This is a genomic window from Actinopolymorpha sp. B11F2 (assembly GCF_040195635.1).
Lineage (GTDB): Bacteria > Actinomycetota > Actinomycetes > Propionibacteriales > Actinopolymorphaceae > Thermasporomyces.
Genome location: NZ_JBEFTX010000004.1, coordinates 182,923 through 195,706 on the forward strand (window position 1 = coordinate 182,923; position 12,784 = coordinate 195,706).

Annotated in this window: 10 protein-coding genes and 2 tRNA genes; 2 read left to right on the plus strand and 10 right to left on the minus strand. The window is 68.5% G+C overall.

Translation table 11 applies throughout. The annotated features are described in order from the left end of the window. Nucleotides 1–190 precede the first annotated feature (190 nt). From ABN034_RS09730 to cimA, 5 genes are all read right to left on the minus strand, one after another. Nucleotides 191–263 (minus strand) — tRNA-Glu (locus ABN034_RS09730). Between the two features lie 190 nt (nucleotides 264–453). Then, nucleotides 454–525: transfer RNA gene (locus ABN034_RS09735), tRNA-Gln, on the minus strand. Between the two features lie 87 nt (nucleotides 526–612). Beyond that, nucleotides 613–2,115, minus strand: coding sequence for a glutamate--tRNA ligase (gene gltX, locus ABN034_RS09740; protein WP_349690668.1), 1,503 nt, complete (start codon nucleotides 2,113–2,115; stop codon nucleotides 613–615). Next, a complete protein-coding gene (locus tag ABN034_RS09745; RefSeq protein WP_349690669.1) occupies nucleotides 2,108–2,887 on the minus strand; it encodes a fumarylacetoacetate hydrolase family protein in 780 nt (259 codons plus the stop codon). Before ABN034_RS09745 ends, gltX begins: the two co-directional genes overlap by 8 nt. A gap of 98 nt (nucleotides 2,888–2,985) precedes the next feature. After that, nucleotides 2,986–4,605 (minus strand): citramalate synthase, encoded by a 1,620-nt coding sequence (gene cimA / locus ABN034_RS09750; protein WP_349690670.1) that lies wholly within the window; start codon nucleotides 4,603–4,605, stop codon nucleotides 2,986–2,988. Nucleotides 4,606–5,067: 462 nt separating this feature from the next. Here cimA and abc-f point away from each other — a divergent pair, with 462 nt between their 5' ends. Continuing rightward, nucleotides 5,068–6,720: a ribosomal protection-like ABC-F family protein gene (gene abc-f / locus ABN034_RS09755; RefSeq protein ID WP_349690671.1), complete on the plus strand. Its 1,653-nt coding sequence runs from the start codon at nucleotides 5,068–5,070 to the stop codon at nucleotides 6,718–6,720. Nucleotides 6,721–6,799: 79 nt separating this feature from the next. On the opposite strand, the gene ABN034_RS09760 is transcribed toward abc-f, so the two are convergent. The 4 genes from ABN034_RS09760 to ABN034_RS09775 form a co-directional block, all read right to left on the minus strand. Next, nucleotides 6,800–7,084: a DUF397 domain-containing protein gene (locus ABN034_RS09760; RefSeq protein WP_349690672.1), complete on the minus strand. Its 285-nt coding sequence runs from the start codon at nucleotides 7,082–7,084 to the stop codon at nucleotides 6,800–6,802. Between the two features lie 251 nt (nucleotides 7,085–7,335). Further along, on the minus strand, nucleotides 7,336–8,427 hold the full coding sequence (locus ABN034_RS09765; RefSeq protein WP_349690673.1) for a branched-chain amino acid aminotransferase: 1,092 nt from the start codon (nucleotides 8,425–8,427) through the stop codon (nucleotides 7,336–7,338). A 131-nt stretch (nucleotides 8,428–8,558) separates the two neighbouring features. Further along, nucleotides 8,559–9,617 (minus strand): 3-isopropylmalate dehydrogenase, encoded by a 1,059-nt coding sequence (locus ABN034_RS09770; RefSeq protein ID WP_349690674.1) that lies wholly within the window; start codon nucleotides 9,615–9,617, stop codon nucleotides 8,559–8,561. Nucleotides 9,618–9,750: 133 nt separating this feature from the next. Beyond that, nucleotides 9,751–9,936: a hypothetical protein gene (locus ABN034_RS09775; RefSeq protein ID WP_349326225.1), complete on the minus strand. Its 186-nt coding sequence runs from the start codon at nucleotides 9,934–9,936 to the stop codon at nucleotides 9,751–9,753. Between the two features lie 265 nt (nucleotides 9,937–10,201). On the opposite strand from ABN034_RS09775, the gene ABN034_RS09780 reads away from it, so the two are divergent. After that, nucleotides 10,202–10,768, plus strand: coding sequence for an O-methyltransferase (locus ABN034_RS09780; protein WP_349690675.1), 567 nt, complete (start codon nucleotides 10,202–10,204; stop codon nucleotides 10,766–10,768). Between the two features lie 30 nt (nucleotides 10,769–10,798). Here the strand turns inward: ABN034_RS09780 and serA are convergent, their stop codons facing one another. Next, nucleotides 10,799–12,412: a phosphoglycerate dehydrogenase gene (serA, locus tag ABN034_RS09785; protein ID WP_349690676.1), complete on the minus strand. Its 1,614-nt coding sequence runs from the start codon at nucleotides 12,410–12,412 to the stop codon at nucleotides 10,799–10,801. Between the last annotated feature and the right edge of the window lie 372 nt (nucleotides 12,413–12,784).

A 12,784-nucleotide genomic window follows, 5' to 3' on the forward strand; every position in this document is an offset into this window, starting at 1 on the left:
CACCGTGTTCCGGGATGCCGGTCGCGCTCAGAAGTCGATCCGCACGGCGTCCTTCCGCATGGCTGCACACGCTAGGTCACATTCCGGATGCTCTACCTCCGGAACGCAGACAACCTGCTGTCGCACGACGCCAGTGACACGCGAAAGGCGACCCGGTGCGCTTAGCGCACACGGATCGCCCAAGAGCCTGTAGCCCCGACCGGATTCGAACCGGCGCTACCGCCTTGAGAGGGCGGCGTGCTAGGCCGCTACACAACGGGGCCGCAAAGCGAGCTGCACTCTATCAACCGGAGACTGTCCGTCCGCCAGAGCCTCCCAGCCAACCGGAGCCTCCCAGCCAACCGGAGCCTCCCAGCCAACCGGAGCCTCCCAGCCAACCGGAGCCTCCCAGCCAACCGGAGCCTCCCAGCCAACCGGAGCCTCCCGAGAACGCGGAGACTCCCAGCTCACCCGCTGGGGTACTAGGACTCGAACCTAGACTAACGGAACCAGAATCCGTCGGGCTGCCAATTACCCCATACCCCATGGGTCGGCCCGAACCACCACCTGGCAGCGGGCCGCCTCGATGATAGCGAAGCCGTCGCGTACCCCCACACGGGCCATCAGGGTCGGCTAGCCGACGTCCACCTCGAGCGCCCGCTCTATCCGCCCGAGCGTGCGGTGAGCTCCCAGCAGCTCCAGCGACTCGAAGAGTGGCGGGGACACCCGCCGCCCTGTCACGGCTACGCGTACAGGCCCGAACGCGTGCTTGGGCTTGCGTCCCAACTTCTCGACGAGGACCTGCCGCAGCGCCTGCTCGATGGCTGCCCGGTCCCATACGGCGAGCGCCGCGAGGGCTTCGTACGCCGCTGACAAGACGGGCCCGGCGTCGGTCGTGAGCACGCGCGCAGCAGCCTCCGGGTCGACGGTGAACGCGCCCTCGCGGACGAAGAGGAAGGCCAGCAGGTCGACGGATTCGGTGAGCCTGGTCAGCCGCTCCTGAATCAGGGGCACGGCGGCCGCCACGAGCCGTGCCTGGTCCGGATGCACCGGCTCGGCCACCAGCCCGGCCGCCTGCAGGAACGGCATGATCCGATGGGCCAACTCGTCAACGCCGAGCGCGCGGATCTTGTCCCCGTTGATGGCGTCGAGCTTCTTGGGGTCGAGGCGGCCTGGCGTGGCACCCACTCGGGACAGGTCGAAGAGCTCGACCAGCTCGTCGAGGCGGAGGTCCTCGCGGTCGTTGCCCGGTGACCAGCCGAGCAACGCGAGGTAGTTGACCACCGCTTCCGGAAGGTAGCCGTTCTCGCGGTACCACTCGATGGAGGCCGATCCGTAGCGCTTCGACAGCGGCTTGCCGTCGGTCCCGAGGACGTACGGGCAGTGGGTGAAGACCGGGACGTCCTCGGCGGGAACGCCCATCGCCTCGTACATCGCGATCTGCCGCGGCGTCGACGCCAGCAGGTCGTCGCCGCGGACGACGTGGGTGATCCGCATGAGCGCGTCATCCACTGACACCGCGAGGTTGTAGAGGGGATAGCCGTTGGCCCGCATGATCACGAAGTCGGGGATGTTGGCGTGGTCGAAGACCACCTCGCCACGAATCGTGTCGTGGACGGTGGTGGTGCCGGGCGGCATCCGGAAGCGGACGACGGGTTTGCGTGCCTCCGCTTCGAAGTCCGCGACCTGCGCAACCGTCAGCGTCCGGCAGCGTCCGCTGTAGCCGGGCGGCAGGCCCTTGCTGCGTTGGGTTTCCCGCTCGGCGTCGAGCTCCTCCTGCGTGCAGTAGCAGTGGTACGCAGTGCCCTCGGACAAGAACCGCTGGACCCACTCGTGGTAGAGCGGAAGGCGTTCGCTCTGCTGGTACGGGCCGCAGTCGCCGCCGATCTCCGGACCCTCGTCCCAGTCGAGGCCGAGCCAGCGCAGGTCCTCGAGGGCGGACGCGATCGCCTCGTCGGTGATGCGTGACCGGTCGGTGTCCTCGATCCGCAGGACGAACCGGCCCCCGGTGTGGCGCGCCCATGCCCATGCGTACAACGCGGTTCGGATGTTGCCGACATGCAGGTCGCCGCTCGGAGAGGGCGCGAAGCGGGTACGGACGGCTGGTGAGGGCCGGGCTGAACCGCCTTCAGCCATGGGCGATCACCGGGTTGGTCAGGGTGCCGATGCCCTCGATGGTGACCGACACCTCCTCACCGGGACGCATCGGCCCGACACCGGCCGGCGTCCCGGTGAGGATCAGGTCGCCGGGCAACAGCGTCATGAACGAGCTGACGTAACTGACGAGGGAGGGGATGTCGTGGATCATCTGCGACGTACGCCCGGACTGGCGAGGCTCCCCCGCCACGGTCGTCGTCAACGCCAGGTCGGAGGCGTCGAGCTCGGTCTCGATCCAGGGGCCGATCGGGCAGAACGTGTCGAATCCCTTGGCCCTCGCCCACTGCCCGTCGGTCTTCTGCAGGTCGCGGGCGGTGACGTCGTTGGCACAGGTGTAGCCGAAGATGACCTCGGCGGCGCGTTCGCGTGGCACGTGTCGGCAGATCCGGCCGATCACCACCGCCAGCTCGCCTTCGTAGTGCAGGTCCGAGGTCTCTGCCGGGTAGACGATCCCGTCGCGCGGCCCGATGACCGACGTGTTGGGCTTGAGGAAGATCAACGGCTCGGCCGGAACCTCGTTGCCCAGCTCGGCAGCGTGTTCGGCGTAGTTGCGGCCGACGCCGATCACCTTGCTCCGTGGGATGATCGGCGCCAGCAGGCGTAGGTCCGTGAGCGGGAGCCGTTCGCCGGTGGGCTGGACGGGCCGGTAGAGCGGGTCGCCGTCGATCACCGCGGCGATCTCCGCCCCCGCCTCCCCTTCGATCACGGCGTACTTCGGGTCCTCACCTGCACTGAACCGTGCGATGCGCAAGGCCAACCTGCCTTCGTGCTTCCTGGTCGCCGGTGGATCTGCGCCGGCGGCCCCGGTGGATCCGTACGGAAAGCTCGCAGCCTACCGGGCCGCCCTGGTCAGGTCGCCTGCTCCCCGACCTGGCCGCCCTGGCTGACCTGACCGCGGACCAGACCGAACGTCACGCCGTCGACAAGTGCCTCGAACGACGCCTCGACGATGTTGTGCCCCACACCGCAGGTCTCCCACGACTCCTCGCCGTCGGACAGCTCGATCAGAACTCTGATCACGGCGTCGGTCCCGTGGCCCGCTTCGAGGATGCGGACCCGGTAGTCGATCAGGTCGAGCTTGTCCACGATGGGGTACGCCTGCCCGATCGCGCCGCGGAGCGCACTGTCGAGCGCGTTGACCGGGCCGTTGCCCTCGCCGGTGACGATGGTGCGTTCGCCCCCGGCGCGCAGCTTGACGGTCGCCTCGGAGACGGCTTCCTCGCCGGGCCTGGAGTCCGTGATCACCCGCCAGGACTCGACCTCGAAGAAGGTCGGTCGGACGCCTTCGACCTCTTCGATGAGCAGGAGCTCGAACGACGCGTCCGCGGCCTCGAAGGTGTATCCGCGCGACTCCAGCTCCTTCACCCGTTCGGTGATCCGCGTGACGAGCTCGCGGTCACCGGCGAGGTCGTATCCGAGCTCGCGTCCCTTCAGCTCGATGCTCGCCCTGCCCGCCATGTCGGAGACGAGTAGCCGCATGTCGTTGCCGACAAGCTCGGGATCGGTGTGCTGGTAGAGATTCGGGTCGACCTTGATCGCGCTGGCGTGCAGTCCCGCCTTGTGGGTGAAGGCCGACGCGCCGACGTAGGGCTGACGGGAGTACGGAGGAACGTTGGTCACCTCCGACACGGCATGGGCGATCCTGGTCGCCTCCCGAAGGGCAGGCTCGGGAACGAGCGCATGTCCGAGCTTGAGCTGGAGGTTGGCGACGACGGTGAGCAGGTCGGCGTTGCCGGTGCGTTCGCCGTAGCCGTTGAGGGTTCCCTGCACGTGGGTGGCGCCGGCGCGTACGGCGGCGAGGGTGTTGGCTACCGCGCAGCCGGCGTCGTTGTGACAGTGGATTCCCACCCGCGCGGTGGTCCCCGCCAGACCGGCCGTGCTCAGCACGGTGTCGACGACCTCGCCCACATGGTCGGGAAGCATGCCGCCGTTGGTGTCGCAGAGCGCGAGGACCTCGGCGCCCGCTTCGGCGGCCGTGCGTACGACCTCGATGGCGTAGGCCGGATTCTCGCGGTAACCGTCGAAGAAGTGCTCGGCGTCGAGGAAGACCCGTTGCCCGCAGGAGCGGAGGTGTTCGATCGTGTCCCGCACCATCGCGAGGTTCTCCTCCAGCGTGGTACGCAGGGCGAACTCCACATGGCGGTCGTGGCTCTTGGCGACCAGTGTCACGACGCTGGCACCGGAGTCGCGCAGGGCCGCCACGAGCGGGTCGTCTGCCGCCGCCACCCCCGCCCGCCGCGTGGCACCGAACGCGGCAAGCGTGGCGTGGCGTAGGTGCAGCTCCGACCGCGCCCGCGCGAAGAACTCGGTGTCCTTGGGGTTGGCTCCCGGCCAGCCGCCTTCGATGTAGCCGACGCCGAGTTCGTCCAGGTGCCGGGCGATCGTCAGCTTGTTGTCGACGGAAAGGCTCAGCCCTTCCTGCTGGGCACCGTCGCGAAGCGTGGTGTCGTAGACGTGAAAGTCGCTCATCGGGAGGCGCTCCTGGGGGATGACTGCTCGATTTGACGTCTGCGGGCTCGGCGTGGGAGCTGAACCGGGGAGGGCTTGAGACAAACAAAAAACCTCCCGCCGGGAGCGAGAGGTCTGCGCGCTGGACGAGAGAAGCAGGTCCGGCGCGCCTACGTAATGATCAGGGTGAAGGTCTTCAGCATTCCGGCAGTGTCGCACATCACCCCGGGCACAGGTCAACCACCCCATTCCCGGCAGTCGGGTCCTCCGATCGAGAGGCCGCGCCCGGCGGGCCGTGATCTTGGGCAAATCTCTGGAGAGTCCGTCAGGCCGGCGGTTAGGCTCGGACTCATGGGCATCTGACCAGAACTCACCTTTCCCGACATCCCGGTCGCCGCTCTCCTGTCCGGCGCGACCGGTCCGATCGAGTTCTGGGGCCCCATGACTGCATCCGCCAGACATTCTGTAGCGCCCTCCGCCGCCGTGCTCAAGGCGTCCGGTCTTGCCAAGAGCTACGACGACGAGCCGCTGTTCACCGACATCAGCCTGACCGTCAACGCGGGCGAGCGGGTCGGCCTCGTCGGGCCCAACGGTGCCGGTAAGTCCACCTTGCTCCGGCTGCTCGCCGGGCGAGAGCGCCCGGACGCGGGTTCGGTGGCGTACGGCCCACACGGCCGGGTGGGCTATCTCGACGCGGAGATCGCCGACACCGACGCCACGGTGGGTTCGTACCTCGACGAAGGTCTCGGTGAGCTGAACCGGATCGCCGCGCGGATGCGGACCCTCGAGGACGCCATGGCGACAGCCGCGCCGGCAGCCGGCGGCACACTGTCGGAGTACGCCGGACTGCAGGACCGCTTCTCGCTGCTGGGTGGATGGGAGGCGGAGTCGCGTGCCGAGGAGGTACGCGGCCACCTCGACATCGCGTCCCTCGACCCGCGTACCCCCCTGGTCGACGTGAGCGGAGGACAGCAGGCACGGCTCATGCTGGCGCGGTTGTTGCTGGAGGAGCCGAGCATCCTGCTCCTCGACGAACCCACCAACCATCTCGATCTCGCCGGGGTCAGCTGGCTGGGCGAGTTCCTCGCGGACTACCGCGGGGCGGTCGTCGTCATCACCCACGACCGGGCATTCCTCGACGCGAGTGTCGACCGGATCGTCGAACTCGACATCCTCACCGACCGGGCAGAGCTCTACGAAGGTGGCTATTCGTCCTACCGCGCGGAGAAGCAACGCCGCCGGGCCCGGCTGTTGGCCGACTACGAAGCCCAGGAGAAGCACCGCCGGCGGCTCGCCGCCGACATCGAACGCACCGCGAACCAGGCGTTGCGGACCGAACTCACGACCCACAACGACAAGGCACGCCGGTACGCCAAGAAGGTCGCGAAGAAGGCGAAGGCCCGGGAACGCAGGCTGCGCAGGGAAATGCTGTCCGCACGCTGGATCGAGCACCCGCAGGAACGCCCGCCCCTGGTGCTGGACCTCGCCGCCACGACACCGCCCGAGTGCACCGTCCTCACCCTGGACGGCGTCGCGGCCGATCGGGGCAACGGCCTGCTGTGGAAGGACTTCTCGGCAGTGGTGAGAGGTGGCGAACGGATCCTGGTCACCGGCGAGAACGGCACCGGCAAGTCCACCTTGCTCGCACTGCTCTCGGGTGAGTTGGCACCGGCCGGCGGCGAGGTCGCCACCCAGGCTCGGATCGGCGTACTCCCCCAGGTGCACGACCGTCTCCCGCTGCGCATGTCGATGCTCGACTATCTGCGTAGCAGAGTCCCGATGTACGAGGAGGACGCCGAACGGCTTCTGGACTCGTATCTCTTCGACTCTTCACAGTTCCGGCGACCGCTCGGCACCCTCTCCGCGGGCGAGCTGCGACGGTTGTTGCTGGCCGCGCTGATCAACGGCGGCCACGAGGTGCTGCTGCTCGACGAACCCACGAACTATCTGGACTTCGAGTCCCTGGACGTGTTGGAGGCCGCGGTCGCCGCGTTCGGAGGTACGACGGTGACGGTCAGCCACGATGAGCGGTTCGTGCAGAGTCTGGCTCCGACCCAGCGATGGCATCTCACGCGGCGGAGCGGTGCGGTGTCGCCCTGGGTGGAGTCTTCCTGGGAGGTGGAGATCCGGGAGTGATCAACGGCCGGCGAAGAGGACATTCCCTGCGCAAACCCAATGTCCCGTTCGCGGGCCGCTGATCACCTGACGACCGGTCTCAGCCCGAGCCGCCGGGTTCCGCGCCGACCTCGGCCCCTTCGAGGTCGAGGACCTCGGGATCGAACTCGCCGTCCTTCGCACCGGACAGGAACGCCTCCCACTCACCAGGAGTGAAGACGAGGATCGGCCCGTCCGGATCCTGGGCGTTGCGCATGCCGATCAGGTCGTCGACGAAACCGACCTCGATGTCCCCACCGGGGACTGCCGCGCGCCACTCGACCCTGGTGAGGTCGAACTCTCCCTTGGTCGGGTGGGACGCCACTGCACTGCTCTCTTCGCTCATACCTCCGTTACTCCCTGTTTCAAGACGCGACCGACGAGGGCCTGGTCACCGGCGTTCGTTACCGGCAGAGGTCGCGTACTGTGCGCACAGAAGCTACTCCTCCTACGCCTATTTGCGCAGGATCCCTCGCCGATCCGTGTCGATCGGCGGGACCGTGGAAACGCTCCGTGATGATCAGCGAAGACGTTGGTATCGAGTACTCAGCGTGACATCGGCGAGGTGTTTGGCCGTGTCCGCGTGCGGAGGAGCGGTCAGCGCACCCGGTGGAGCCAGCCGTGGGCGTCCTGCGCCCTTCCGTACTGGATGTCGAGCAGCTGCTGCCGGATGCGCGAGGTCACCGGACCGGCGGAGCCGCCGCCGATCTCGAGCGCGCCACCGCGCCACTTCAACGATCCGACCGGGGTGACCACGGCGGCCGTACCGCAGGCGAACACCTCTGCGATCCGGCCGCTGACGACGCCAGAACGCCATTCGTCGACGTCGATCCGGCGTTCTTCGATCTTGTGGCCGAGCTCGGCTCCGAGCGCCATGATCGCTTCCCGGGTGATGCCCTCCAGGATGGTGCCGGTGAGCTCGGGCGTCACGATCGACCCGTCGTCGAGGACGAAGTAGAGGTTCATGCCGCCGAGCTCTTCGACCCAGCGTCGCTCCACAGCGTCCAGGAACGCCACCTGGTCGCACCCGTTCGCGCCAGCCTCCTGCTGGGCCAGCAGACTCGCCGCATAGTTGCCGCCGCACTTGGCCGCACCGGTTCCACCGACGGCCGCCCGGGTGTAGTCCTCGGACAGCCAGATCGAGACCGGCTTGACCCCTTCGGCGAAGTAGGACGCGGCGGGTGACGCGATCACCGCGAACGTCACCTCATGGGCGGGTCGCACACCGAGAAAGACCTCGGAGGCGAACATGAACGGGCGGAGGTAGAGGCTCTTCTCCCCGCCGGTCGGGACCCATTCGTGGTCGGTCTGGACGAGCAGGTCGAGCGCGGCCACGAAGTCGTCGGCGTCGAGCTCCGGCAACGCCATCCGGTGCGCCGAACTCTGGAACCGCCGGGCATTGGCTTCTGGCCGGAAGGTCCAGATCGACCCGTCGTCGTGGCGGTAGGCCTTGAGACCCTCGAAGATCTCCTGGGCGTAGTGGAGGACCGCGGTCGCCGGGTCGAGCGAGAGCGGACCGTACGGGCGGAGGACGGCATCGTGCCACCCCTCCCCCGAAGTCCAGGTCACCGTGACCATGTGGTCGGTGAAGAACCTCCCGAATCCGGGCTGCGCGAGGATCTCCTCCCGACGCTCCACCGGAGTGGGAGAAGGCGTGAGCTCGCGGCGAAACTCGAGGCTTGCGGTCATGGCAGCACCGTACCCAATCGTGTAACGAGAACAAGGAGTCTGGAGACCAGAGGACTGGAGACGAAGGACGCCGCCCGCGGAACGCGGGCGGCGTCGGGCCTTTGCGAAGGACGTGGGTCCCGTCCAAAGGCCTAGCTGGCTACTCGGGCGGCGATCGCGTCGCCGATCTCTGCCGTGGTTCGGGTGGGGCTGGCGCCGCCCCTGGTGTCGAGGTCGGCGCTCACGGCGTCCTCGATCCGGCGGGCCGCCCCGGGCTCGCCGAGGTGCTCGAGGAGCAGGGCGGTGGACAGGATCGCCGCCGTGGGGTCGGCCTTGCCCGTGCCGGCGATGTCGGGCGCCGAGCCGTGGACGGGCTCGAACATCGACGGCGCCGTCCGGTCGGGATTGATGTTGCCGCTCGCCGCCAGGCCGATGCCGCCGGTCACGGCACCCGCCAGATCGGTGAGGATGTCGCCGAACAGGTTGTCGGTGACAATGACGTCGAAACGCTCGGGCTCGGTCACGAGGAAGATCGTGGCCGCGTCGATGTGGAGGTAGTCGACGGTGACGTCGGCGAACTCCTTCGCCACCTCCCCCACGATCCGCGACCAGAGGCCGCCGGCGTGGACGAGGACGTTGGTCTTGTGGACCAGAGTGAGCTTGCCCCGGCGAGCCTGCGCGCGCCGGAACGCGTCGCGGACCACGCGTTCGACGCCGTACGCCGTGTTGACGCTCACCTCGGTGGCGAGCTCCTGGGTGGTGCCCTTGCGTACCACTCCACCGTTGCCGACGTAGAGCCCCTCGGTGCCCTCCCGGACGACGACGAAGTCGATCGGCGCGTCACTCGCGAGCGGGGTCGGCACGCCCGGAAAGCTGCGGGACGGCCGGAGGTTGACGTAGTGGTCGAGCTCGAACCGCAACCGGAGCAGAAGGCCCCGCTCGAGGATCCCGGCTGGCAGTTTGGGGTCGCCCGGTCGCCCGCCCACCGCACCGAGCAGGATCGCGTCGTGGGCACGAAGCTCGGCCAGCACGCTGTCGGGCAGGACCTCGCCGGTCGCGAGGTAGCGCTCGGCACCCAGGTCGTACTGCGTCTGTTCGACCTTGATGTCATAAGCCGGTACGCACGCCTCGAGGACCTTCAGGGCCTCGGCGGTCACCTCGGGGCCGATGTAGTCACCAGGGATGACAGCCAGCCGGATGCTCTGAGCCATACGGATCACCATATTCGCAAGTGTCCACATCCCGAAACTCAGGTCTCGACATGTGGTCGAACGCAATGTGGTCGTGTCGACGCGTGCCCTCGACGGGCGGTTGGGCTTGCGTCGACGGCGGAGGTCGCCTATCTCACCGGACGGGATTTCCGGATGGGGCGACTGCCGGCCGCGGGCGCGGGGTGGCGTCCCGGCTGTCATGTGCGGTGCGGGTCTCGGCAACCGCGGCGGCGGTCCTGCCGCCGTTGTCACGGCGATCCAGCGCCTCCTGCAGGGCCTGGTAGGCCAGCCGTTGCGCCTCGCGATGCGCCTTGGTCATCGGAATTCTCCTTCGCACGTACGCGTCTTCGTCAGTCTCTCGAGTGCTCGTCCATCTCGAGTGAAGGGCGGGCCGGCAACGCTGGACCCCGTGACGGAGAGCCGACCCTCAGCGGGCCCCGCCACGGCAGCGAAGGATTACGACGAATCTCATGACCCGACCGAGATTAGTTGGACGTCCTAGCAGTTGTCTCGCGGATCGAGGGAAGTTTTCACATGTCGAGACGCCAGGGCGGGAATGCCCTCATGTACCCCACCCTTGGCGCATGAGCGTGCCGCCTGAGATCCCGGCCGTCGTCGCACGAGCCCATCAGCTCTCGCGGCGTCGCGGCTTCGTGTCGTCCTGTCGCAACGAGACCGGCCGGCTGCTGGCGAGCCTCTCCGCCTCCCGCACCGGCACGCTCGCGGAGTCCGGGACCGGCTGCGGGGTCGGCTCCGCCTGGCTGCGCAGCGGCATGCGCGAGGGTGCGCGCCTTCTCACCGCCGAGCACGATCCGGCGCTCGTCGAGGCGGTCCGCGAGATGTTCGCCGGAGACGAGTCCGTGACCGTCCTGGAGGCCGACTGGAAGGAGCTCGCGGCCGAGGCTCCGTTCGCGCTGCTCTTCCTCGACGTACGCGAGGCCAAGCGCGCCGGACCCGACACCGCTGCCGATCTCATGGAGCCAGGCGGGTTCGTCGTGCTCGACGACTTCACCCCGAGTTCGACCTGGCCGCCGATGTACCAGGGCCGGGTCGACACCATGCGCATGCAGTGGCTGACAGATCCGAGGTTCGCAACGGTCGAGGTGATGGTCGCCAGCGACGCCAGCGTGCTGATCGCGACCCGCCGCTGACCGCGGGCCGCCACGGGCCAGTTCTGGGCCCTAGTCCACGAGGTCGATGGCGCGGATGTCCTGGGCGTTGATCTCGCGGGCGATCTCGTCGAGCGCCGCCTGCGGGATCGCCGAGTCGACGGTCATCGCCACCAGGGCCTTGCCGCCTCGGCGGTCCCGGCTGACCTGCATGCCGGCGATGTTGACCCCCGCCTCGCCGAGGATCCGGCCCATGACGCCGATGACGCCCGGCCGGTCGACGTACTTCAGGACCGCCATGTGTTCGGTCAGCTCGATCTCGATGTCGAAGCCCTCGACCTCGACCAGGCGTTCGGCGTGGCGAGGGCCGACGAGGGTGCCGCCGACCGAGACCTGGCGGCCGTCGGCCAGGGTCCCGCGCAGGGTCACGAGGTTGCGGAAGTCGGGGCTGTCGGGATCGGTGAGCAGGCGTACCTCGAGGCCGCGTTCGGCGGCGAGCAACGGGACGTTGACATAGGAGACCTGTTCCTCGACGACCGAGGCGAATGCGCCCTTGAGGGCCGCGAGCTCGAGCACCTTGACGTCGTAGTCGGTGATCTCGCCACGCACCTCGACGTCCATCTGCAGGGCCACCTCGCCAGCGAGTGCGGTGAAGATCCGACCCAGCTTCTCCGCCAACGGGATCCCCGGCCGGACGTCTTCGGCGATGACGCCGCCCTGGACGTTGACCGCGTCGGGGACGAGTTCGCCGGCCAGCGCCAGGCGTACGGACTTGGCGACCGCGACACCGGCCTTCTCCTGCGCCTCCGCGGTGCTCGCGCCGAGATGGGGGGTCACCACCACGTTGTCGAGCTCCAGTAACGGCGAGTCCGTGCTCGGCTCGGTGACGAAGACGTCGATCCCCGCGCCGGCGACCCGTCCCTCCTTGAGGGCGACGTACAACGCGTGCTCGTCGATGATCCCCCCGCGGGCGGCGTTGACGATGATCGCGCCGGGCTTGGCCTTGGCGAGCTCCGCCTCACCCACGATGCCGGCCGTCTCCGGCGTCTTCGGCAGGTGGACGGTGATCGCGTCGCTGGTGGCGAGCAGTTCGTCGAGGGGCACCAGGCGTACACCCATCTGCGCGGCCCGGCCAGGCTGGACGTAGGGGTCGTACGCCACGACCTTCATGCCGAACGCGGCCAGCCGCTGCGCGACCAGCACGCCGATCCGGCCGAGGCCGAGGACGCCGAGAGTCTTGTCGTGCAACTCGACACCGGTGAACCTGCTCCGCTTCCACTCGCCGGCCTTGAGCGAGGCGTGGGCGGCGGGGATGTTGCGGGCGACCGCCAGGAGCAGGCCGATGGCGTGCTCGGCGGCCGAGACGATGTTGGACTGGGGAGCGTTGACGACCATGACGCCGGCCTGCGTCGCGGCCCGCACGTCGACGTTGTCCAGCCCCACCCCCGCCCGTGCGACCACCTTGAGCCGCGAGGCCGCGGTGAGGACTTCGGAATCGACCTTGGTCGCGCTCCGGACGAGGAGAGCGTCGACGTCGGTGACGGCGGCCAGCAGCTCGGACCGGTTGGCGCCGTCGCAGTGGCGTACGTCGAAGTCCGGACCGAGCGCCTCGAGGGTCGCTGAGGACAACTCCTCGGCGATGAGAACGACGGGCTTGGACAAGGTCACATCCGCTGAGGGGCTCACGGTGGAATCCACGCGACAATGCCTTCCTGGTGGGCCGAGACGGGGGGAAGGACAGGTCCCCGAGCACATCTGTGGGCCCGGCGCTCCGCCCCAGCATAATCATCGACTCTGATACCTGCAGCGGGGTGCCGAAACACGGCCATGCGAGGCGGGAATGACCACGTTACCCACCGGCGCCGACCGGGAACACCTCGCTACCCGCCCGGGCGAGGTGGAAAATGAGGCTCTCCGGGAGCCCACAATGACCACGCTGCCCATGCCTGTGGTCTTTGGACAGGTGCCGACACCTGTTCCGGCTACCAGCAGCATGGGCAGCGTGGTCAACGCCGGGCGCCGGCTACCAGCAGCATGGGCAGCGTGGTCAACGCCGGG

Bases quoted from the DNA above. Each gene is read 5' to 3' on its own strand.
- gltX (WP_349690668.1), bottom strand. From the start codon at position 2,115: ATGGCTGAAGGCGGTTCAGCCCGGCCCTCACCAGCCGTCCGTACCCGC.
- cimA (WP_349690670.1), bottom strand. From the start codon at position 4,605: ATGAGCGACTTTCACGTCTACGACACCACGCTTCGCGACGGTGCCCAG.
- ABN034_RS09760 (WP_349690672.1), bottom strand. From the start codon at position 7,084: ATGAGCGAAGAGAGCAGTGCAGTGGCGTCCCACCCGACCAAGGGAGAG.
- ABN034_RS09765 (WP_349690673.1), bottom strand. From the start codon at position 8,427: ATGACCGCAAGCCTCGAGTTTCGCCGCGAGCTCACGCCTTCTCCCACT.
- ABN034_RS09770 (WP_349690674.1), bottom strand. From the start codon at position 9,617: ATGGCTCAGAGCATCCGGCTGGCTGTCATCCCTGGTGACTACATCGGC.
- ABN034_RS09775 (WP_349326225.1), bottom strand. From the start codon at position 9,936: ATGACCAAGGCGCATCGCGAGGCGCAACGGCTGGCCTACCAGGCCCTG.
- ABN034_RS09780 (WP_349690675.1), top strand. From the start codon at position 10,202: ATGAGCGTGCCGCCTGAGATCCCGGCCGTCGTCGCACGAGCCCATCAG.